The sequence below is a fragment of the Sphingosinicella terrae genome, assembly GCF_003347635.1.
Lineage (GTDB): Bacteria > Pseudomonadota > Alphaproteobacteria > Sphingomonadales > Sphingomonadaceae > Allosphingosinicella > Allosphingosinicella terrae.
In genome coordinates this window covers 440524-460735 of record NZ_QDFY01000001.1, presented here as the reverse complement: position 1 = coordinate 460735, position 20212 = coordinate 440524, and the positions used below count along the sequence as shown (strand labels likewise).

The window sequence follows — 20212 nt, the reverse complement described above, 5'->3', positions numbered from 1 at the left end:
TCTTCAGAAGGTCTGCCCGCGCAGCATCGCGAGCTGCTCGGCACCCGGCCCGAGCGCGAGGCTGGGCAGGAAAGTGAGACCGCCGACGATCAGGATCAGGCCGACGAGCAGCCCGACCCAGAGCGGTCCCGTGGTCGGGAACGAGCCGGCACCGGCGGGAATCGGCTTCTTGGCGGCAAGCGAGCCGGCGATGGCGAGTGCCGGGAAGATCACGAAGAACCGCCCGAGGAACATGGCGATGCCGAGCGTCAGCCCCCAGAAATCGTTGGAGGCGGTGAGCCCGGCGAAGGCCGAGCCGTTATTCCCGGTGCCGGATGAATATGCGTAGAGCATCTCCGACATGCCATGCGGGCCGCTGTCCTGCAGGCCCTCCAGGCCCTGCAGCATGACCGAGGCAAGCGCGGTGAAGCCGAGGATCGACAGCGGCAGGATGGCGATGGCGAGCACCGCCAGCTTGATCTCGCGCGCTTCGATCTTCTTCCCAAGATATTCGGGCGTACGGCCGACCATCAAACCCGCGACGAAGATGGCGAGAATGGCGAAGAGCAGGAAGCCGTAGAGACCGGCGCCGACGCCGCCGACGATGATCTCGCCCAGCTGAATGTTGAACAGCGGAATCAACCCGCCGACCGGCGTGAAGCTGTCGTGCATCGAATTGACCGCCCCGCAGGAGGCGGCGGTAGTGACGGTGGCGAACAGAGCCGAGGCAGCAGGCCCGAAACGAGTCTCCTTGCCCTCCATGTTGCCGCCGGAAGGATCGACGCCCGCCGCATGGTGGATGGGGTTGCCCGAGGCCTCGGCGATGTAGGCGCTCGAGACGCCGGCGGCGAACAGCACCAACATCGCGGCGAGGATGGCCCATCCCTGCTTCGTGTTGCCGACGGCCCTGCCGAACGTCCAGGTGAGCCCCGCGCCAAGCGCGAAGATCGACAGCATCTGGACGAGGTTCGAAAGATCGCCGGGATTCTCGAACGGGTGCGCCGCGTTGACGTTGAAGAAGCCGCCGCCATTCGTGCCGAGCATCTTGACCGCAACCTGCGAGGCCACCGGTCCCAGGGCGATGACTTGCCCGGCTCCTTCCATCGTCGTGGCGGCAACCGATCCGGCAAGCGTCTGCGGAACGCCCAGGAAGACCAGAAGGAGCGCGTAGACGAAGCAGGAGGGCAACAGGATGTAGAGCGTGATGCGGGTGAGATCGGCCCAGAAGTTGCCGAGCTCCCGGGTCTCCCGGCGTGCAAAGCCGCGGATCAGGACGAAGGCGATCGCGATCCCGGTCGCCGCCGAGACAAAATTCTGGACCGTGAGGCCGAGCATCTGGACGAGGTGCGACATCGTCGTCTCGCCGCCGTAGCTCTGCCAATTGGTGTTGGTGACGAAGCTGATGGCGGTGTTGAACGCGACCGGATGAGCGACGCCGGAAAATTCCTGCGGGTTCAAAGGCAGCACGCCTTGCACACGCTGCAGCGCGTAGAGGAACAGGATGCCGATCGCATTGAACAGGAACAGCGCGACCGCATAGCCGCGCCAGCCCTGCTCGCGCGCCGGATCGACGCCGCCGACCTTGTAGAGCAGCCGCTCGACCGGCCCGACGATCGGGCTCAGCCAGGTCCGCCGCCCTTCGTAGATTGCGTGCAGCCACAGGCCGAACGGCTTCGCCATCGCCACGGTGAGGACGATGAAGCCGCCGATGAGGATCCAGCCCTCGGGCGTCGTGTTCGCCATGACGGGGTCCCTTCAGAAGCGCTCGGGCCGCGCGAGCACGGCCACGAGGTAGAGGAGGAGGAAGATCGCGGTGAGGCCGCCCAGCCCGATGTCGAGCGTCATGCGCCGGACTCCTCACCGCCTGCGCCCGGCTCGAATCCGGAGTCGCCAAGCAGCGCGAGGTAGAGGAAGCCGAGCAGCGTCATCCCGAGGATGATGCCGAGCCAGATGAGGTCGGTCATGATCGTCCCTTCTGATCGGAAGCTTGCGGCCCGCGTCGCCGGGACGGTCGCTTCGGCGATGTCCTGGATGGCGCCGCCTTGTGCGGCCTCGACCGCGCCGAGGCCGATATCGACAGGGGCGACATGGACGGTGAGGTTGCGTCGGTCGACCTTCGCTCCGATCGACTCCTCGACACGCCAGCCGCAGGGGCATGTTCGAGGTTGATCGTGCGCCGCGGCACAGCCTTGTCGTTGGACAGCGAGATGCCGCGGACGCGGTCTTGCGACGCCAGCGCGACCCCACCGGCGATGGTGGCCGTCGGCCCAGCTTCCTCCTCCTGCGCGAAGGCGGGCGAAGAGAAAGCAAGGCCGATGGTGCGAAGGGGCGCGAAGCAGGCGCGAGACACGAAAGGTCCTCTCGGTTCCCGGACGCGGAGACGTCCGACCCGGGACCGATTGCGCCTAACCTGCGTTAGGATGCTATATGTGTTGGTCCCTGCCCGCGTAAAGATCGTGTAAAGTCGGACGGATCGTTGAGACAGCCGGGGCCCGGATCGACCTGTTTCATGCAGCTCGAGCCTCGATCTCCACATTAGCACCCCCGCATTGCCCGTTCCCTCCAGGAGGAGGGACTTGAAGATCGACATCGGCGGACGGCCTCAGGCGGCTGGCACTATCCCTTCGGCATCAGGCGGTTCGACAGCGCTTCAGCCGAGAGTCCTGCAAATCGGACGATCTTCAACCGCGCCTTTTCGCCGGAAAGGATGGAGACGGACGAGCGGGAAAGACCGAAATGCTCGGCCAGGAAGGCGACCAGCGCTTCGTTGGCGGCGCCGTCGACCGGCGGCGCGGCGAGCTTGACGGCGAGTGCAACGCGGCCGTCGCCGGTGTCGACGAGGCCAGCGAAGGCGCTACGCTTCGCCCGCGGCGTCACCCGGACGGCGACGCGGACTCCGTCGCCTTCCGAAGTCCAGGGGAGCTGGCTCAATTGATCGTGATGACCCCGTCCACCGCCCGCCATTCGGCCGGGCCGATGAGATGGTTGTGGGCGACTCGAACCGAATGGAGCGCCGCCTCGACCTCGCGGCGCCAGTGGTCGAGGAAGTCGCGCAGCACCGGGAACCGGGGCGCGACGTCGTAATGCTGATAGACGAAGAGCTGCAGGAGCGCGGGGTGATCGGGCATGTAATAGCTGATCTCGACGGTGCTGAGGCCATAGCCCTGGAGCTGCCGCCGGAAATCCTGATCGGAAGCATTCAAACCGAATTCGCTACGCACGTTACGGCTCCTTCTTCAGTCCTTCCCTCAATTCAACTCGCGATCCTTTGTCGGGTTTCTTGGTAACCCGCGCATGGTTAACAAGCCTGAAACGGATCGAGGAGACAAGCCGCTTCGAGCGGGGTGCGCTTGTCCGAATCACGATCGACGAGCAGGTTCGCGCGCCGCATCCGCTCGACCTGGATGCGGCCGATCAATGGCGCCAGCGCCTCGGCGAAGCGGGAATCCCCTGCCCGGCCCGGCGAGACCAGCACGAGCGCCTCGTAGGAGGGCAAGGCTCGACGCGGATCGGCGAGCAGGACGAGGTCGAGCGCGGCGATGCGGCCATCCGAGGAGAAGGCGGTAATGACGTCGGCCGAGCCGTCGGCGATCGCCCGGTACATGAAGGTCGGGCTGTAGGATCGCTGCTCCGCGAAGGCGATGCCGTAGGCGTCGCGGACCGACCGCCATTCCGGCCGGGTCAGGAATTCGAGGTCGGCGCCGAGCCGAAGCCGCGGCGCGGCGCGGGCGAGGTCGTCGAGCGAGGAGACTCCCAGCGCCTCGGCGCGATCGCGCCGCATGGCGAGCGCATAGGCATTCTCGAAGCCGAGTGGGCCGAGCAGACGCACGCCGTCGCGCTCGTCAAGTTGGCGAGCCAGGATCGCCCGCATCTGCCGCGGCGGCGGCGCCTCGGCGCGGCCGAGAATGTTGGCCCACAAGGTCCCGCCATAATCGACATAGACCTGGATATCGTCGGCGGCGAGCGCCTGATAGGCGACGGTGGAGCCGAGATTGTCGCGGCGGCGGGTGCGGTAACCCGCTGCCTGGAGCCGGCGCTCGATGGCGCTCGCCAGGATATACTGCTCGGAGAAGTTCTTGGCGCCGATCGTCACGGTCTCGCCGCCGGGGGCGGCGCCGCCGGCGGGCAGCAGCGCCGCGCCGACCAGCGCCAGCGTCGCCGCGGCACCGGCCCAGACGCGCAGCGGCCTCCGCCGCGCCAGTCCGGATTCGACCAGGGCGAGCAGGCCGTCGACGAGCAAGGCGAGCGCCGCCGCGGCAGCGCAGCCGACCAGCACGCGCACCCAATTCTCGGTCTGGAGGCCGGAGAAGATGAGGTCGCCGAGGCTCGGCTGGCCGACCGTCGTCGCCAGCGTGGCGGCGCCGATCGTCCAGACGGCGGCGGTGCGGATGCCGGCAAGGATGACCGGCGCGCCGAGCGGAAGCTCGACCATCGTCAGGCGCTGGCGCCGGGTCATGCCGAGGCCATTGGCGGCCTCGATCAGGCTCGGCGCAATTCCGCTTATGGCGGCGACACCGTTGCGGAGGATCGGCAGCAGCGCATAGAGGCTGAGCGCGATCAAGGCGGGCAGGAAGCCGAGCGCCGGCACGGCAAGGCCGGTCGCCTCGCCCAGGATTAGCAAAGCGGGATAGAAGAGCGCGAGCAGGGCCAAGGCCGGTACCGTCTGCACGAGGCCCGCAAGGGCGAGCAGAGGCGTTCGTGCGCGGCCATCGGCGGCCGCCCAGATGGCGAGCGGGAGCCCAACGAGAATGCCGAGCGCGATAGCGCAGGCGGACAAGAGAAGGTGTGACCGGACGAGCGTGGGCAGCGCCGCCAGCGCCTCCGACAGAGCCGGGTTCATGCCGGCCCCGCCAGCCCGGCAAGCCGCGCTGCCTGCCGCCGGGGCACTTCGACCAGGGCCGCCACCTCGGGATCGTCGCTGCCGCGAAGCAGCACCGCCGGCGCTGCGTCGGCACGAATGCGACCGGCGATGAGTACGACGATGCGGTCGGCGAGCAGCAAAGCCTCGGCGAGATCGTGGGTGACCATGATGGTGGTGAGGCCGAGCCGGTCGTGAAGGCCTCGCCAGCTGCGGCCGAGCGCATCGCGGGTCACCGGATCGAGGGCGCCGAACGGCTCGTCCATCAGGACCAGCTTCGGCCCCGCCGCCAGCGCGCGGGCGACGCCGACCCGCTGCGCCTGTCCACCCGAAAGCGACGCCGGATAGCGGCCGGCAAAGTCGCGGGGCAGCGCGACCAGATCGAGTAGCTCGGCCACTCGCCCCTCGCGGCCGTCCCGATCGCCGAGCAGCCGGGGAACGATCCAGACATTATCGGCGACCGACATGTGCGGGAACAGGCCGATATCCTGGAAGACGTAGCCGATGCTCCGCCGCAGCGCCGGGGCCTCCAGGGAGCGCACGTCGCGTCCGTCGAGGCGGACCGAGCCCTCGTCCGGCTCGACCAGCCGGTTGATCGTCTTGAGCAAGGTCGTCTTGCCGGAGCCGGAGGGGCCGACCAGGGCGACGAACTCGCCCCGGCCGACCTCGAACTCGACGCGGTCGAGCGCCGGGCGTCCGGCGTGACGGCGCGTGACCCCGGATAGGGCGATCAGCGGCGGCTCAGCCGTCGTCCCGCTCCGCTGGAGAAAAAGGAAAAGGAAGGCGTGGTGGGCGCGGCAAGGATTGAACTTGCGACCCCTGCGGTGTGAACACAGTGCTCTACCACTGAGCTACGCGCCCACGCCTTCGAGCCGATCCGATGTGGTCGTCCGATCGGGTTGCCGGCAGATGGTGCCGCAACAGGCCGCGGTCAATAGCGACGGCGCCGAAGGCTGTCCAGCGGGCGCGGACGCCTGCCGGGTCAGCCGTTGACGGCATCCTTGAGGCCCTTGCCCGGCTTGAACTTGGGCTGGGTAGATTCGCGAATCTGCATCGGCTCGCCGGTGCGCGGGTTGCGACCGGTCGACGCCTTGCGGCGCGAACAGGAGAAGGTGCCGAAGCCGACCAGGCGGACCTCGTCGCCCCGTTTCAGGGCATCGGTGATCGTCTCGAAAACCGCCTCGACCGCTCGGGAAGCCTCCCCCCTGCCGGATCCCGTCACCTCAGCGACGTGGCCGATGAGCTCCTGCTTGTTCATCTCTCCCGAACCCCTGCTTCCCGAATGACTCGCGGCTAGTCGCCGTCGTCCATTTAAAGGCCATGAGGGGGGAGAGAGTCAAAAGGAAAGAGGGTGAACGGGCCGCCGGCTCTTCCTCCCCGGCCTTTGCCGGGGATGTTCGGGTGCGGCTTGCCCCGCAAGCCGCAGTCCTGCCGGAGCAGGGCGGCCCGAACATGACCGCGTGAAACGCGGTGGAGGGGCACTTGCGGCGCTAGAACCCCCTCCACCATGATCAGGTGGGCAGTGCCCCGCACTGCCCAACCATGTCCGGGGGACATGGCGACCTGATCATTTGGCATGGTCCCCCTCCCCGCGAAATCGCGGGAAGGATTGGACTACGTCAGTGCCGGATCGAGCCCGCCGGCCTGTCCTCGCCGTCGCGGCCGAGCTCGGAGGGCGGGATCGCGGCGAGATCGTCGGCCTCGGTCCAGACGATCGGCACGACCGGCGTCGCCAAGGCATGGACGAGCACCTCGTCGACATGGCTGACGGTGACGATCTCCAGCCCTTCCTTGATATTGGCCGGGATCTCGGCGAGGTCCTTCTCGTTCTCGGCCGGGATCAGTACCTTGGAGATGCCGCCGCGCAGCGCCGCGAGCAATTTCTCCTTGAGGCCGCCGATCGGCAGGACGCGGCCGCGCAAGGTGACCTCGCCGGTCATGGCGACGTCGCGGCGAACCGGGATGCCGGTCAGCGTCGAGATGATCGCCGTGACCATGCCGATGCCCGCGGACGGCCCATCCTTCGGCACCGCTCCCTCGGGCAAGTGGACGTGGATGTCCTTGCGGCCGAACAGGCTCGGCTTGACGCCATAGCTGGGCGAGCGCGCCTTCACGAACGAGAAGGCGGCCTGCACCGATTCCTGCATGACCTCGCCCAATTTGCCGGTGGTCCGGATCTGGCCCTTGCCGGGCACGGTCACCGCCTCGATGGTGAGCAGCTCGCCGCCGACCTCGGTCCAGGCGAGCCCGGTAACGGCGCCGATCTGGTCCTCGGCCTCGCTCATCCCGTGGCGGAACTTGCGCACCCCGACGAATACCCCGAGATTGTCGGGCGTGACGGTGATCGCCTCCGCCTTCCCCTCGAGGATCTGGCGCAGCGCCTTGCGCGCAATCTTGGCGATCTCGCGCTCGAGCGTGCGCACGCCGGCCTCGCGGGTGTAGAAGCGGATCAGCGCGCGCAGCCCCTCCTCGGTCAGCGTCAGCTCGCCTTCCTTGAGGCCGTGCGATTCGATCTGCTTGGCGATGAGATGGCGCTTGGCGATCTCGACCTTCTCGTCCTCGGTATAGCCTTCGAGCCGGATGATCTCCATCCGGTCGAGCAGAGGCTGCGGCATGTCCATCGAGTTCGCGGTGGTCACGAACATGATGTCGCTGAGGTCGTAGTCGATCTCGAGATAATGATCCTGGAACTTGCTGTTCTGCTCCGGATCGAGCACCTCGAGCAGCGCCGAGGCAGGGTCGCCGCGGAAATCCTGGCCGAGCTTGTCGATCTCGTCGAGCAGGAAGAGCGGGTTCGACGTGCCCGCCTTCTTGAGGTTGCTGACGACCTTGCCCGGCAGCGAGCCGATATAGGTGCGGCGGTGGCCGCGTATCTCGGCCTCGTCGCGGACGCCGCCCAGCGACTGGCGGACGAACTCGCGTCCGGTCGCGCGCGCGATCGAGCGGCCGAGCGAGGTCTTGCCGACGCCGGGAGGGCCGACCAGGCACAATATCGGGCCCTTGAGCTTGTTGGTGCGGGCCTGGACGGCGAGATATTCGACGATCCGCTCCTTGACCTTCTCGAGGCCATAATGGTCCTCGTCGAGGATCCGCTCGGCCTCACCGATGTCGTGCTTCAGCTTCGACTTCTTGCCCCAGGGGAGGCCGAGCAGCACGTCGAGATAGTTGCGCGACACCGTCGCCTCGGCGGACATCGGCGCCATCGCCCGCAGCTTCTTGAGCTCGGACTGGGCCTTGCCGCGCGCTTCCTTGGACAGCTTGGTGCGCTCGATCTTCCGGGCGAGCTCGGCGAGCTCGTCGCCTTCCTCGCCCTCGCCGGCATTGCCGAGCTCGCGCTGGATCGCCTTCAATTGCTCGTTCAGATAATATTCGCGCTGGGTCTTCTCCATCTGGCGCTTGACGCGCGAGCGGATCTTCTTCTCGACCTGGAGCACGCCCAGCTCGCCTTCCATGAAGGCGAAGGCCATTTCGAGGCGCCGGACGGCATCGAGCTCCGCGAGCAAAGCCTGCTTGTCCGACACCTTGATGTTGATGTTGGCGGCGACCGCGTCGGCGAGCTTGGACGGCTCCTCGATCTGGCCCAGCTGGACCGCGGTCTCGGCCGGGAGCTTGCGGTTCAATTTCGAATAATTCTCGAACTGCTCGACGACCGAGCGCATCAGCGCCTGGACCTCGGCGCCGTCGGGCTCTTCGCCTTCGATCAAGTCGATCTCGGCGGCGAGATGGGTGCCTTCCGGCTTCAGAGCCTTCAGCGACGCGCGCTGGCGGCCTTCGACGAGGACGCGCACGGTGCCGTCGGGGAGCTTGAGGAGCTGCAGCACGGTGGCGACGACGCCAAGGTCGTAGAGCGCCTCGCGGTCGGGATCATCCTCGGCCGGATCGAGCTGCGACACCAGGAAGATGCTCTTGTCCGCGGCCATCGCGCTTTCGAGGGCGGCGACGGACTTGTCGCGGCCGACGAAGAGCGGGACGATCATGTGCGGGAACACCACGATGTCGCGAAGGGGAAGGACGGGATAGGTCGTGCTCATCGATACTCCACTCTCGTGCGCCCGTGCTTTCGTCGCCGCATCGTCGGTGTTCGCCGCACGACGCTTCGTTCGGAACGCTTGTCCCGTCATATGGGGCCATTGCCTTCGCGCATCAATGAAGGCCGTTCAGGCGCGGGGCAGTCGGCCTTAGCAATTGACCGCCTCAGGGCCGGGGTCTAGAATTTTCATCCTGTTGGGGAGGTTTCGATGTTTCGTGCGCTCATCATCGCCGCGCCGCTGATGCTGGTCTCTACGACGCTGCCGCTGGCGTCACCCGCGCTCGCGGCGCAGTCCGACGAGAATCAATGCCCGACGTCGAACGAGCGCCGCAGCCGCGGCCGCGCGATCGGCGGCATGCTCGGCAGCATGGCGGGGATGTTCGGCGGCCGCGTCGGCGGCGCTGCCAGCACCGTCACCTCGATGCTTCCGGTCGGCGAGCTGCTCGGCGAGGCGATCGCTAGCCTGCTCGACCAGTGCGAGCAGCAGAAGGCGGCAGCCGCGACCGAGGAAGCGGTCCGCGGCGGCGTCGGCACGACGGTCGAGTGGGAGAGCGAGACACGTCCGGGCGTGCGCGGCCAGTCGGTCGTCACCGCCCAGGCACCTGAAGCCGGTGGCGGCGACTGCATGACCGTCACCGACATCGTCATCGTCGACGGCGAGGAGACCCGCGCGCCCAAGCAGATGTGCCGACGGCCGCCGTCGACCCGCTACGTTCGCGTCTGAGGAGAGACATGCGCAAATTCGCGTCCCTGCTCGGCCTGGCCGCGCTCTTGTCGGCGCAGGCCGCGCAGGCTCAGATGGATCCGAGCAATCCGAGCTGCCCGACCAGCCTGAACGTCTCCAACTATCGGGAGATGCGATTCACCCCGCAGGAGGTGGACGGCCGCCGAGTCCTCCTCGCCGAAGGCTATATCGACGACGGCACCGCCGAGCGGCTGCAGGCAGCGCTCGATGCCAATCCGGAAATCAACGAGATCTGGTTCCGTTCTCCCGGCGGCGATGCGCGCGAGGGCAATGAGGCCGGCCGGATCATCCGCGACAACGGCATGATCACCCGCATCCCGCAGGGATGGACCTGCTTTTCCGCCTGCAACTTCATGTTCATGGGCGGCATGGCCCGGTTCGTCGATCCGGGCGGGATCTTCATGGTCCACATGTTCACCCATACCCAGGACCGGGACGCGATCCGGGGTAGCGTCGCCCGCGGCGAGGACAGCACGATCGGCCTCATCGCCGAGGTCGAGCAGAGCTCCGCCTTGCTCGCGACCCAGGACAACGACTTCCTGATCCGCATGGGCGTCTCTCGCGACCTGCTCACCAACGTCATGTACCAGGTGCCCTCGGTGGCGAACGCCCAGAGCCGCGAGACCCGGCGCTGCCTCAGCCAGCAGGAAGTGCTTCGGTACAATGTCGCCACCGAGATCATCGAGCAGGACCGTCCGGGCGGCAACGCGAAGTAGGCGGCACGGCCGCCGTTCCGCCAAAGGCCATAACGCGAACGCTGCTACATACGACCGCGCCTTTGTCGCACCGCGCTGTTCCTGCTCGCGCCCGCCATTCTCCACGGCAACGACGCGTCGCAGGCTCCGGCGGTAGGTGCCCACTGCCCCGCCTGTACGAAAAGAAGAAGCGTCGCGGTCAAGATTCCAGGAGGATCATCGCCGCGCGATCATCTGCCCCCACTTGAGTTTCGTCAGAAGAACGGCATTCTGAGCTCCGCGATCGGGGGGCTCATGCTGCGCTACATCTTCATTCTTCTGCTCGTCCTGGCGGCCGCGCCGACGGCGGCTCGCGCCCAGGCCGAACCCACTATCGCGCCGGCCCCGGACTGGGTGGAAGCGCGCGCCCTGCCCGATCCCGATCCCGCGCGTCGGGACCGGCCCGGACAGATCCTGCTGGTCGACGCCCAGACCTATTATGGGCCCGACGCCCACGAATATTATCTCGAGATGGCGGCGCTGGTGCAGACCCAGCAGGGCCTCCAGGGCTTCGGCGACATCGTGCTGCCGTGGCGGCCCGAGCAGCAGGACCTCATCGTCCACAAGGTCCGGATCATCCGCGGCTCGAACGTCATCGACCTGCTGGCGCAGGGACAAACCTTCACCGTTCTGCGCCGCGAGAACAATCTCGAAGCGGCGATACTCGACGGCGTCCATACCGCGGTGATGCAGGCCGAGGGGCTTCTCGTCGGCGACGTCCTCCACTTCGCCTACACGATCCGCCGCCGCGCCGGCGCCCTCCCGCTCCGCGGCGAGAGCTTCTTCGCGCTTCCCTACGGCTCGCCGATCGAGCGCTACCATATCCGCCAGATCTGGCCCGAGGGCGTGACCATGCGCTGGCGCGGAACCGAGCGGATGGACGCCGCGCAGACCCGCCGCACGCCGCTGGGGACCGAGTTGAGGCTCGATCTCGAGGATGCCGAGGGACCGCTGCCGCCGGAAGGCGCCCCAGGCCGCTATGCCCTTCCCACGATGTTCCAGATCACCCAGTTCGCCGGCTGGGAGGAGATCAGCGCCCTGGTCGCACCTTATTACGAGGAAGCGAGCCGGCTGTCCCCCGATTCGACGCTCCGTGCCGAGGCCGAGCGGATCGCAGCGCAGCATGCCGCACCCGAAGCCCGGGCGATGGCGGCGCTGCGGCTGGTCCAGGACGACATACGCTATTTCGCCGTCGTCATCGGCGACGGCAATTATCTGCCCGCGCCCGCCGCGGAGACCTGGTCGCGCCGCTACGGCGACTGCAAGGCCAAGACGGTGATGCTGGTCGCCCTGCTGCGGGCGCTCGGCATCGAGGCCGAGCCGGTGCTCGTCAGCGCGCGGATGAACGACGGGCTCGACCAGCGATTGCCTCAGATGGGCCAGTTCGACCATGTCATCGTGCGGGCCCGGATCGGCGGCCGCTCCTACTGGCTCGATGGCACCAGGACGGGTGACCGCAGCCTCGCCGTGCTCTCCTCGACGACGCTCGGCTGGGGGCTTCCCGTCCGGCCCGGTGGCGCGGCCCTCGAGGCCCTGCCCTACACGCCGCCGGCAGAGCCGCTGATGAGCTACGCCGTCACCTACGACGCGGCGAGCGGCTTCGGAGAGACGACACCGTTCGTCATCGAGACTATCTGGCGCGGAGACATGGCGATCGCGATCCGAACGGGCGTGTCGCAGATCGGCCGGGAGGAATATCTGCGCCAGACGCGGGAGGCGACCCTCGACCTCGCAGGAACCGACGAAAGCATCACCGACGCCACCCTCGACGACGACCCCGAAGCGGGCACCTTCACGCTCGTCGTCAGGGGCAGGTTGAAGATGAACTGGGGCCGCAATCCGGGCGTGACCTCCCATCGCTTCCGCTTCGACAACAGCACTATCGATTGGGATGCCGATTTCGAACGGCCCGACGGTCCATACCAGGACGCGCCCTACGCGCTCTCGGCGCCCGGCTTCATGGAGATGGTCGAGACGATCATCCTGCCGCAAGGAGGCCGCGGCTTTTCGATCGAGGGCGAGAGCTTCGAACGGGTCGTCGCCGGCACCCGGCTCAGCCGACGGCTGCGCATCGCCGACGGACGAGCCGTCTCCCGCACGCGCTTCCAGCATGTCGCGCGGGAGATTCCGGCCGAGGTGGCGCGTGCGAGCGTCGCCGCGCTGCGCGAGATCACCGACGACAGCGCCTTCCTCATCGCTTCGGCAGCCGTGCCGATCCAAACCGCTTCGTCGGCAGACGAGGGCGACGAGGCTTCGCCCACGACCGCCTCGAGCCTCGTCGAGGCAGGCTATCGCAAGATGGGCGCGGGCCAGCTGGAGGAAGCGCTCGCCGATTTCGATCAGGCGCTCACGCTCGCACCCGACTGGGCCACCGCTCATGCCAATCGCGGCATCGCGCTGGTCCATCTCGGGCGACTCGACGAAGCCGGCGCCGCGCTGGCGAACGCGATGCGCCGGGACCAGAGCACCTTCGTCGTCCATCAGGGATATGGATTGCTTCACCTCGCCCAGGGCCATCCGGAAGACGCGGCGCGTTCACTAACTCGATCGATCGAGCTCGATCCGGACAATCGCTACAGCCTCGGCCGCAGAGCGGAGGCCTATCTGCGCCTCGGACGCCTCGACGCCGCGATGGCGGATCTCCAGGCGATCCTGGGCCATGAGCCCGGACATGTCGGCGCGCTCGTCCTCAAGGCCCAGATCCATGCCATGCGCGACGAAGCGGACGAAGCGGCGGCCGCCTTCGCCGCCATCCCGGCCGAGGCGAACAGCGATCCATGGCTGCTCGGGCAGCGCGCGCAGGTGATGGCGGGCCTCGGCCGACCAGAAGAAGCGCGAACGGCCCTTGCCGAGGCCCTTCGGGCGCTCGACTCCCACGCCGTCACGGCCGGTCTTCAGCCCTACGAGGTGCAGGCCGTCCGGGCCCAGCTCCTCGCCGACGCCGGCGACGCCGAAGGCGCGGTGAACGCGATCAGCGCAGCGCTGGCAGTGGAACCCGAGAATCGGCTGCTGCTCAACTCGCGCTGCTGGATCAGGGGGACCCTCAACGTCCAGCTCGACGAAGCGCTCGCCGATTGCGACGGCGCGCTTCGTTCCGAAGCCAATGCGCCGACCCTCGACAGCCGTGCGCTGGTCAAGCTTCGGCTCGGGCGAACCGAGGAAGCGATCGCCGACGCCGACGCGGCCCTGGCGCTCCAGCCGCTTCAGGCCGCCTCGTTGTATGTCCGCGGGGTCGCGCGCATCCGCAGCGGCGCGCGTGAAGCCGGGGAGCAGGATCTTGCCGCGGCACGGCGGCTGCAGTTCGACATCGACAGCGAATATCGGCGCTACGGAATCACGCCCTGAGCGGCCGAGGACGCAAACGAAAACGGGCGCGCCCGGCCGGCGCGCCCGTTCGAGACAGAAGCGATTTTACGCTCAGGCGGCGTCTTCGGCCTTCTTCGCGTAGATCCGCACCGGCTCCTTGCGGCCTTCGACCACGTCCTTGTCGATCAGCACCTCGTCGACGCCGTCCATCGAGGGCAGGTCGAACATCGTGTCGAGGAGGATATTCTCCATGATCGACCTCAGGCCGCGGGCGCCGGTCTTGCGCTCGATCGCCTTCTTCGCGGTCGCGATGAGGGCGTCGTCGGTGTAGCTGAGCTTGACGTCCTCCATGTCGAACAGCTTCTGATACTGCTTGACGAGGGCGTTCTTGGGCTCGCGCAGGATCTTGACCAAAGCGTCGGTGTCGAGGTCCTCGAGCGTCGCGATCACCGGCAAGCGGCCGACGAATTCGGGAATCAGGCCGAATTTCAGCAGATCCTCCGGCTCGGTATGGCGAAGCACCTCGCCGGTCCGGCGCTCGTCCGGTGCGGCGACATGGGCGCCGAAGCCGATCGACTTGCCCTCGAGCCGGTCGCCGATGATCTTCTCGAGGCCGGCGAAGGCGCCGCCGCAGATGAACAGGATGTTGGTCGTGTCGACCTGGAGGAATTCCTGCTGCGGATGCTTGCGGCCGCCCTGCGGCGGAACGCTCGCGGTCGTGCCTTCCATCAGCTTCAGAAGCGCCTGCTGGACGCCCTCGCCCGACACGTCGCGGGTGATCGAGGGGTTGTCCGACTTGCGGCTGATCTTGTCGATCTCGTCGATATAGACGATGCCGCGCTGCGCCCGCTCGACATTGTAGTCGGACGACTGGAGCAGCTTCAGGATGATGTTCTCGACATCCTCGCCGACATAGCCCGCCTCGGTCAGCGTGGTCGCGTCGGCCATGGTGAAGGGCACGTCGAGGATCCGCGCCAGCGTCTGGGCGAGCAGGGTCTTGCCGCAGCCGGTCGGGCCGACGAGCAGGATGTTCGACTTGGCGAGCTCGACGTCGCCGCCCTTCGCCCCGTGAGCGAGACGCTTGTAATGGTTGTGGACCGCGACCGAGAGCACCCGCTTGGCGTGGTGCTGGCCGATCACATAATCGTCCAGCACCTTGCAGATCTCCGCCGGCGTCGGGACGCCGTCACGGGTCTTCACCAGCGCGGACTTGGTCTCCTCGCGGATGATGTCGTTGCAGAGCTCGACGCACTCGTCGCAGATGAACACGGTCGGGCCGGCGATGAGCTTGCGCACCTCGTGCTGCGATTTCCCGCAGAACGAGCAATAGAGGGTGCTCTTGCTGTCGCCGCCGCTGAGCTTCGTCATAATCTTCCTTCAGACCGGATTCCGGTCCGCCTTACACATCCGCCGGCATCCTGACGGCAAATTAGCACAATCACAATGGCCTAAAGGTTAAGCCGCCTTGGCCGCTTCCTCATCCGAGGGAACCGGCCGCCGCTCGAAAACCTCGTCGACCAGCCCGAACGTCTTGGCCTCGTCCGCCGAGAAGAACTTGTCGCGCTCGACATTGCGCTCGATCTCCTCGAGCGCCTGGCCTGTATATTTGGCCATGAGCTCGTTCATCCGGTGGCGGATCCGCAGGATCTCCTTGGCCTGGATCTCGATGTCCGAGGCCATGCCCTGGGCGCCGCCCGACGGCTGGTGGATCATGATCCGCGCGTTGGTGAGCGCGACCCGCATGCCGGGCTCGCCGGCCGAGAGGAGGAAGGCGCCCATCGAGGCGGCCTGGCCGATGCAGACCGTGCCGACCTTGGGACGGATATATTGCATCGTGTCGTGCATCGCCATGCCCGCCGTGACGACCCCGCCCGGCGAGTTGATGTACATGTAGATGTCCTTCTTCGGATTCTCCGACTCGAGGTAGAGCAGCTGGGCGGTGACCAGCGTCGCCATATGGTCCTCTACCGGCCCGGTGACGAAGACGATCCGCTCCCTCAGCAGGCGCGAGTAGATGTCGAAGCTGCGCTCGCCGCGGTTCGATTGCTCGATGACGATCGGGACGAGGCCGCCGATAATGTCTTCATGGTCCATAAGGGGGGGAGAATCCTGACTCGTTGGGATGCGGTGAACATCGGAGCAAAGCGGCGCAGGTTCAAGCCCCCGCGCCCGCCTTGCGCCGAGGGATGCAACGCCGCTCGCGCCGTTCGGCTCCCGGCGCCCTCCCCGCCCCTCACATGCGGACGCTGGCCCGGGCATAGATGAAGGTGCCGGGGACGTCGTAGGTGGTGGGATCGAAATTGTTGAGCCCGCAGGTGATGCAGGGCGGCGGATCGACGTCGAACAGGTTGTTCGCGCCGAGCGCGAAGCCGAAGCGATCGTCGATCTGCCAGCGCAGCTGGACGTCGGTGTAGAAGCGCGAGCCCAGGCGGCCGCCATTCTCGTCGACGCCGCTGATGTAGCGGCCGGTCAGCGAGGCGCCGAAATCGTCCAGGCTCCAGTCGAGGATGCCGGTCGACTTGAACTTCGGGAAGGCCTGGTCGGGACTGCCCTGCTCGGTGCCCTCGCGCTCGATCACGGTCACGCCATCGGTCGACGGGACCGCCAGGCTGTAGTTGAACAGGAAGGTGCTCGCCCAATAGAGGCCGAAGGTGCCGGCCCCGGTCTCGGCGGTGCGGAAATTGAGGACGACGTCGAGGCCGTCCGTCTCGATGCTCGACACGTTGAGGAGGAAGTTCTCGATCCGCGCGATCTGGCCCGAGGCGGTGCGGGTGATAGTGTCGCAGCTGAACTCGTCCAGCGTGGTGGCGCAGCGGCCGAGCAGGACGCCGCCCGGAATCGCCTGGATGGCGCCGTCGACCCGGATGTTGAAGTAATTGGCCTCGATCGAGAGCCGCGGCAGGAAGGAAGGACGCCAGACCATGCCGGCACCCCAGCTTTCCGAAGTCTCCGGCTCGAGCGTGTCATTGCCGCCGGTCAGCACCGAAATTTGCGGGTTGAGCTGGGTGTAGCTGCCATCGGCGGGCACGCCCTGGGCGATGCAATTGGCGCGCACGGTGGCGGAATTGTTGAAATTCTCCGGCGCGGTGCTGTCGCTCGAGCAGGGATCGGAGATCTCCTGGTCGAAGCGCGACGGCGTCCCGAACAGTTCGCCGATGCTCGGCGCGCGGAAGCCTTCGGCCCAGCTGCCGCGGAACAGCAGGTCCTCGATCGGCTCCCAATTGACGCCGGCGCTGAACGTGGTGGTCGATCCGGAGGTCGTATAATCGGAGTAGCGCGCGGCCCCGGTCAACTCGAGCCGATGGAAGAAGGCGGTGTCGGCGAGCAAAGGCAGGCGAAGCTCGGCATAGGCCTCGTCGACATTGTAGCTGCCTCGGGTCGGCTGGGCCGGAATGTCCGAGCCCAGGCCCGCGGCGACGATCGGATCGGGATCGAACCGGCCGCTGAGGTCGCGATGCTCGACGCCGAAGGCGATGCTGGCGGTGCCGCCCGGCAGCTGGAACAGGCCGCCGCTGACATTGGCGGAGACGTCCCAAATCTCCTGACGGCTGCTGTCGCGCTGGGTGAAGGCGACATATTCGAGCATCGCCGGAGTGATCGAGCCGAGGCCGCCGAAGATGTTGAACGGCACGCAGGGCGCGGTGCAGGCGGCGAGCGGCCCGAGCGCGCGGGCGAGATTGGCGGCGTTGATGTTGCCGCGGACCTCCTGCTCGGCATCGTTGCGGCCCCACAGCCCGTTCACGTCCCAATACCAGTCGTTGCCGAGCAGCTGGAAATCGCCCTCGAGCGTGCCGGCGACATAGTAAGTGTCGACCGTCTGGTCATATTGGCGCGGCCCGCCCTCGACGACGCGGCGGCCGATGAAGGCGTAGGTGCCGGGCTCGAGCGTGACTCCGAACGGGTTGAAGGGATTGGTCGCGTCGATCGAGATGGTGTCGAGCAGATTGCCGTTGCCGGCGTCGGGCCCGACGAAGAGCGGCAGCGGCGCCGCCTGGTTGCGCGAGTTGCGCCGGTTGTAGACGCCACGCAGGTTCAATTCGGCGAAATCGCCGAACTGCTGGGTCACGTTGACGAACCCGCCATAGCGCTCGAGCGGGATCTGGATGAAGTTGAACGGCGCGAAGTTGAAGCGGTCCGGCGTCGTGAAGGCGCGGAAATCGCTGGTGGGATCGGTCGGATCGAGAGGATTGAAATCCGGGCGTCCGGTCAGCACCGGCGCGCGCAAGGTGAGGTCGTTGTCGAGCACGATGAAGCGCCCGTTAGGCGTCCCCGAGCTGCACGAGGCGTCGCAGGCGGTGGCGCCGGGGGTCGGGAAGAGCGAGATCGAGCGGTTGCCCGATCCGATCGGTTCCTGCCGGACATAATTGCCGCCGATGACGATACGGGTCCCGCTCTCGCTGGAGCCTGTGCCCCAGCTCAGCTGGAGGTTCTGCGAGGCGCCGTCGCCCTCGTCCATCACGCCGAACTGGGCGGAGGCGCGGAAGCCCTCCTGCTGCCGGCGGGTGATGATATTGACGACGCCGGCAATGGCATCCGAGCCGTAGATGGCGGAGGCGCCGGACTGGAGCACCTCGATCCGCTCGATCATGCTCTCGGGGATGGCGTTGAGATCGGTCGATCCCGGGACGCCGCTCGCCGAGGCGGCGTTGACGAAGCGCATGCCGTCGACCAGCACCAGGGTCCGCTTCGAGCCGAGGAAGCGAAGATCGACCTCGGCGGCGCCGGCGCCGACACCGCCGCCATCCGGCGGATTGCCGAAATTGCCGCTATTGTTGAACCGGCTGTTGAGCGCACCGCCGGCGCTGGGCAGGCGCTGGAGGACGTCGGCGGCAGAGGTGAGACCGGTGCGGTCGATCGTCTCGCGATCGAGGAAGATGACCGGCTGGTCCTGATCGAGCGGATCGCGGCGGATGCGCGAGCCGGTGATGAGGATCGATTGCTCGCCCTGCGCCGCCTGGCCGTCGGTGGGCGCTGCCGCCTCGTCCTGGGCATGCGCCGGACCGGCGAAGATGGCGGTCGCGGCGGCGATCGCGAAGGTGGCGGCTCCGGCTCTCAAGGTGCACGAGAGATTGGTCATGTCCCTTCCCCTTCGAAGGGCCGATGGCGGACCGCGCCGCGGCCGTCCGCAAGTCGGCCGCAGCGGATGATACAGGAAGCGGCCGAGTCGAGCGCGGGGGCAGGAAAGAAATAATAGAGACGTTGCCGAAAGGATACAATTGTCCAGCCGGTGGGGACAAGCGATGTCCTACCAACAGACCAAAGTCGCGACCGGGGCGGTACTGCTACTGAACTGCTACAGCATTCGCCGCATATCCCGAACGGGCAATAGCGGCGCAGGCTCTTCTTGCATCCCGTAGCCTGCGGACGCGGCCGGCCCGACGACGCGGCCCCTGCCCGACTTCAGCGCCGATCGGCGCCTGGGGCCGGCAGGCCGAGATAATGGAGGCGGCGAATCTCGCGCCGGCCGCGGGTGACGGTGTCGAGGATGAGGCCGGCGAAGAAGCTCAAGGCGGCGAGCAAGGTGAGGCCGGTGACAAGGATCGCGGTCGGAAAGCGCGGCACCAGGCCGGTCTCGATATAGGTGAGGATGAGCGGAACGGAGAGGACCACCGCCAGCGCCAGCAGGAACAGGCTGAAGCTGCCGTAGAAGATGACCGGCCGCTCGATGCGAAACAGGTTGAGGATCGTCTTCATGATCCGCCAGCCGTCGCGATAGGTGGACAGCTTCGAATGCGATCCCTCGGGACGGGCGCCGTAGACGGTGACCACCTCCCCCACCGGCATGGCGAGCTCGAGCGCATGGACGCTGATCTCGGTCTCGGTCTCGAAGCCGCGCGCGAGTGCCGGGAAAGACTTGGCGAAGCGGCGCGAGAAGACCCGGTAGCCGGAGAAGATGTCGCTGAAGCTGCGGCCGAACAGGCTGGCGAGCAAGGCGTTGAACAGCCTGTTGCCGATCCGGTGGCCGCGGCGATAGGCCTCCTCGACCTCGGACTGGCGGGCGCCCACGACCATGTCGAGCTGCTCGTCGATCAGCTTGCGGATCAGGGTCGGCGCGGCGGAGGCGTCGTAGGTCGCGTCGCCGTCGGCCATGACGTAGATATCGGCCTCGATGTCGGCGAACATCCGCCTCACGACATGGCCCTTGCCCTGCATGCGCTCCGAGCGGACGATCGCGCCCGCTTCGGCGGCGACGTCGCGGGTGCGATCGGCGCTGTTATTGTCGTAGACGTAGATGAGCGCGTCCGGAAGCGCCGCGCGGAAACCCGCGATCGTCTGCGCGATCGCCGCCTCCTCATTGTAGCAGGGCAGCAGCACGGCGATGCGCGGCAGCCCGGCGCGGCTCGCCGGGTTGAACTGGGCCTGGGGGTTCGGAACCGACATGGCGGCCGCTCTAGCCGGGAAAGGTGAGCTTGTCTTTAAGACGAGCGGGATGTCGCGGCATGAGACGCCTCCCCTCACGGTAGAAGCCTCCCCCTTGATGGGGGATGTTGGTGGGGGTGGAGTTTCCGCCGGCACTGAGCGCGTGGGGTCTCCACCCCACCCAACCCTCCCCATCAAGG

At 67.3% G+C, this 20212-nt stretch carries 16 protein-coding genes and 1 tRNA gene; 3 read left to right on the top strand and 14 right to left on the bottom strand.

All coding sequences use genetic code 11. The features are described 5' to 3' along the window. Nucleotides 1–3: 3 nt before the first annotated feature. From kdpA to lon, 10 genes are all read right to left on the bottom strand, one after another. Entirely contained in the window at nucleotides 4–1722 is a 1719-nt protein-coding gene (kdpA, locus tag DDE10_RS02170) for a potassium-transporting ATPase subunit KdpA (RefSeq protein ID WP_114951064.1), read from the bottom strand. Between the two features lie 12 nt (nucleotides 1723–1734). Then, nucleotides 1735–1824 carry a potassium-transporting ATPase subunit F gene (locus DDE10_RS02165; protein WP_114951063.1) on the bottom strand — a complete coding sequence of 30 codons (90 nt, stop codon included), beginning with the start codon at nucleotides 1822–1824 and terminating at the stop codon, nucleotides 1735–1737. Then, nucleotides 1821–1943 carry a hypothetical protein gene (locus DDE10_RS23705; RefSeq protein WP_284734390.1) on the bottom strand — a complete coding sequence of 41 codons (123 nt, stop codon included), beginning with the start codon at nucleotides 1941–1943 and terminating at the stop codon, nucleotides 1821–1823. Before DDE10_RS23705 ends, DDE10_RS02165 begins: the two co-directional genes overlap by 4 nt. A 652-nt stretch (nucleotides 1944–2595) precedes the next feature. After that, nucleotides 2596–2910 carry a DUF167 domain-containing protein gene (locus DDE10_RS02160; RefSeq protein ID WP_284734389.1) on the bottom strand — a complete coding sequence of 105 codons (315 nt, stop codon included), beginning with the start codon at nucleotides 2908–2910 and terminating at the stop codon, nucleotides 2596–2598. Then, on the bottom strand, nucleotides 2907–3200 hold the full coding sequence (locus DDE10_RS02155; RefSeq protein ID WP_284734388.1) for an usg protein: 294 nt from the start codon (nucleotides 3198–3200) through the stop codon (nucleotides 2907–2909). The genes DDE10_RS02160 and DDE10_RS02155 overlap by 4 nt, the downstream gene beginning before the upstream one ends. 77 nt (nucleotides 3201–3277) lie before the next feature. Further along, entirely contained in the window at nucleotides 3278–4819 is a 1542-nt protein-coding gene (locus DDE10_RS02150) for an ABC transporter permease/substrate-binding protein (protein ID WP_114951060.1), read from the bottom strand. After that, nucleotides 4816–5571, bottom strand: a complete 756-nt coding sequence (locus tag DDE10_RS02145) for an ATP-binding cassette domain-containing protein (protein WP_114951059.1) — start codon at nucleotides 5569–5571, stop codon at nucleotides 4816–4818. Before DDE10_RS02145 ends, DDE10_RS02150 begins: the two co-directional genes overlap by 4 nt. Nucleotides 5572–5623: 52 nt before the next feature. Further along, nucleotides 5624–5698 (bottom strand) — tRNA-Val (locus DDE10_RS02140). Between the two features lie 121 nt (nucleotides 5699–5819). Next, nucleotides 5820–6095: an HU family DNA-binding protein gene (locus DDE10_RS02135; protein ID WP_114951058.1), complete on the bottom strand. Its 276-nt coding sequence runs from the start codon at nucleotides 6093–6095 to the stop codon at nucleotides 5820–5822. 361 nt (nucleotides 6096–6456) lie between these two features. Then, the gene (lon, locus tag DDE10_RS02130) at nucleotides 6457–8868 is read right to left on the bottom strand and encodes an endopeptidase La (protein ID WP_114951057.1); all 2412 of its coding nucleotides are present in this window, start codon (nucleotides 8866–8868) and stop codon (nucleotides 6457–6459) included. Between the two features lie 207 nt (nucleotides 8869–9075). Between lon and DDE10_RS02125 the strand changes: the two genes are divergently transcribed. The 3 genes from DDE10_RS02125 to DDE10_RS02115 all read left to right on the top strand — a co-directional run bounded on the left by DDE10_RS02125 (nucleotide 9076) and on the right by DDE10_RS02115 (nucleotide 13691). After that, nucleotides 9076–9591 carry a hypothetical protein gene (locus tag DDE10_RS02125; protein ID WP_114951056.1) on the top strand — a complete coding sequence of 172 codons (516 nt, stop codon included), beginning with the start codon at nucleotides 9076–9078 and terminating at the stop codon, nucleotides 9589–9591. 8 nt (nucleotides 9592–9599) lie between these two features. After that, entirely contained in the window at nucleotides 9600–10328 is a 729-nt protein-coding gene (locus tag DDE10_RS02120) for a COG3904 family protein (RefSeq protein ID WP_284734387.1), read from the top strand. 273 nt (nucleotides 10329–10601) lie between these two features. After that, nucleotides 10602–13691 (top strand): DUF3857 domain-containing protein, encoded by a 3090-nt coding sequence (locus DDE10_RS02115; RefSeq protein ID WP_114951055.1) that lies wholly within the window; start codon nucleotides 10602–10604, stop codon nucleotides 13689–13691. Nucleotides 13692–13763: 72 nt separating this feature from the next. Here DDE10_RS02115 and clpX read toward each other — a convergent pair whose 3' ends face one another. The 4 genes from clpX to DDE10_RS02095 all read right to left on the bottom strand — a co-directional run bounded on the left by clpX (nucleotide 13764) and on the right by DDE10_RS02095 (nucleotide 20033). Then, on the bottom strand, nucleotides 13764–15020 hold the full coding sequence (gene clpX, locus DDE10_RS02110; RefSeq protein ID WP_114951054.1) for an ATP-dependent Clp protease ATP-binding subunit ClpX: 1257 nt from the start codon (nucleotides 15018–15020) through the stop codon (nucleotides 13764–13766). An 87-nt stretch (nucleotides 15021–15107) separates the two neighbouring features. Continuing rightward, entirely contained in the window at nucleotides 15108–15746 is a 639-nt protein-coding gene (gene clpP, locus DDE10_RS02105; protein WP_114951053.1) for an ATP-dependent Clp endopeptidase proteolytic subunit ClpP, read from the bottom strand. A gap of 139 nt (nucleotides 15747–15885) precedes the next feature. Next, complete coding sequence (locus DDE10_RS02100; protein ID WP_114951052.1) at nucleotides 15886–18729, bottom strand: TonB-dependent receptor domain-containing protein; 2844 nt, start codon at nucleotides 18727–18729, stop codon at nucleotides 15886–15888. Between the two features lie 323 nt (nucleotides 18730–19052). Beyond that, nucleotides 19053–20033 (bottom strand): glycosyltransferase family 2 protein, encoded by a 981-nt coding sequence (locus DDE10_RS02095; RefSeq protein WP_114951051.1) that lies wholly within the window; start codon nucleotides 20031–20033, stop codon nucleotides 19053–19055. Between the last annotated feature and the right edge of the window lie 179 nt (nucleotides 20034–20212).

Bases quoted from the DNA above. Each gene is read 5' to 3' on its own strand.
- kdpA (WP_114951064.1), bottom strand. From the start codon at position 1,722: ATGGCGAACACGACGCCCGAGGGCTGGATCCTCATCGGCGGCTTCATC.
- DDE10_RS02165 (WP_114951063.1), bottom strand. From the start codon at position 1,824: ATGACGCTCGACATCGGGCTGGGCGGCCTCACCGCGATCTTCCTCCTC.
- DDE10_RS23705 (WP_284734390.1), bottom strand. From the start codon at position 1,943: ATGACCGACCTCATCTGGCTCGGCATCATCCTCGGGATGACGCTGCTC.
- DDE10_RS02150 (WP_114951060.1), bottom strand. From the start codon at position 4,819: ATGAACCCGGCTCTGTCGGAGGCGCTGGCGGCGCTGCCCACGCTCGTC.
- DDE10_RS02135 (WP_114951058.1), bottom strand. From the start codon at position 6,095: ATGAACAAGCAGGAGCTCATCGGCCACGTCGCTGAGGTGACGGGATCC.
- lon (WP_114951057.1), bottom strand. From the start codon at position 8,868: ATGAGCACGACCTATCCCGTCCTTCCCCTTCGCGACATCGTGGTGTTC.
- DDE10_RS02125 (WP_114951056.1), top strand. From the start codon at position 9,076: ATGTTTCGTGCGCTCATCATCGCCGCGCCGCTGATGCTGGTCTCTACG.
- DDE10_RS02120 (WP_284734387.1), top strand. From the start codon at position 9,600: ATGCGCAAATTCGCGTCCCTGCTCGGCCTGGCCGCGCTCTTGTCGGCG.
- DDE10_RS02115 (WP_114951055.1), top strand. From the start codon at position 10,602: ATGCTGCGCTACATCTTCATTCTTCTGCTCGTCCTGGCGGCCGCGCCG.
- clpX (WP_114951054.1), bottom strand. From the start codon at position 15,020: ATGACGAAGCTCAGCGGCGGCGACAGCAAGAGCACCCTCTATTGCTCG.
- clpP (WP_114951053.1), bottom strand. From the start codon at position 15,746: ATGGACCATGAAGACATTATCGGCGGCCTCGTCCCGATCGTCATCGAG.
- DDE10_RS02100 (WP_114951052.1), bottom strand. From the start codon at position 18,729: ATGACCAATCTCTCGTGCACCTTGAGAGCCGGAGCCGCCACCTTCGCG.
- DDE10_RS02095 (WP_114951051.1), bottom strand. From the start codon at position 20,033: ATGTCGGTTCCGAACCCCCAGGCCCAGTTCAACCCGGCGAGCCGCGCC.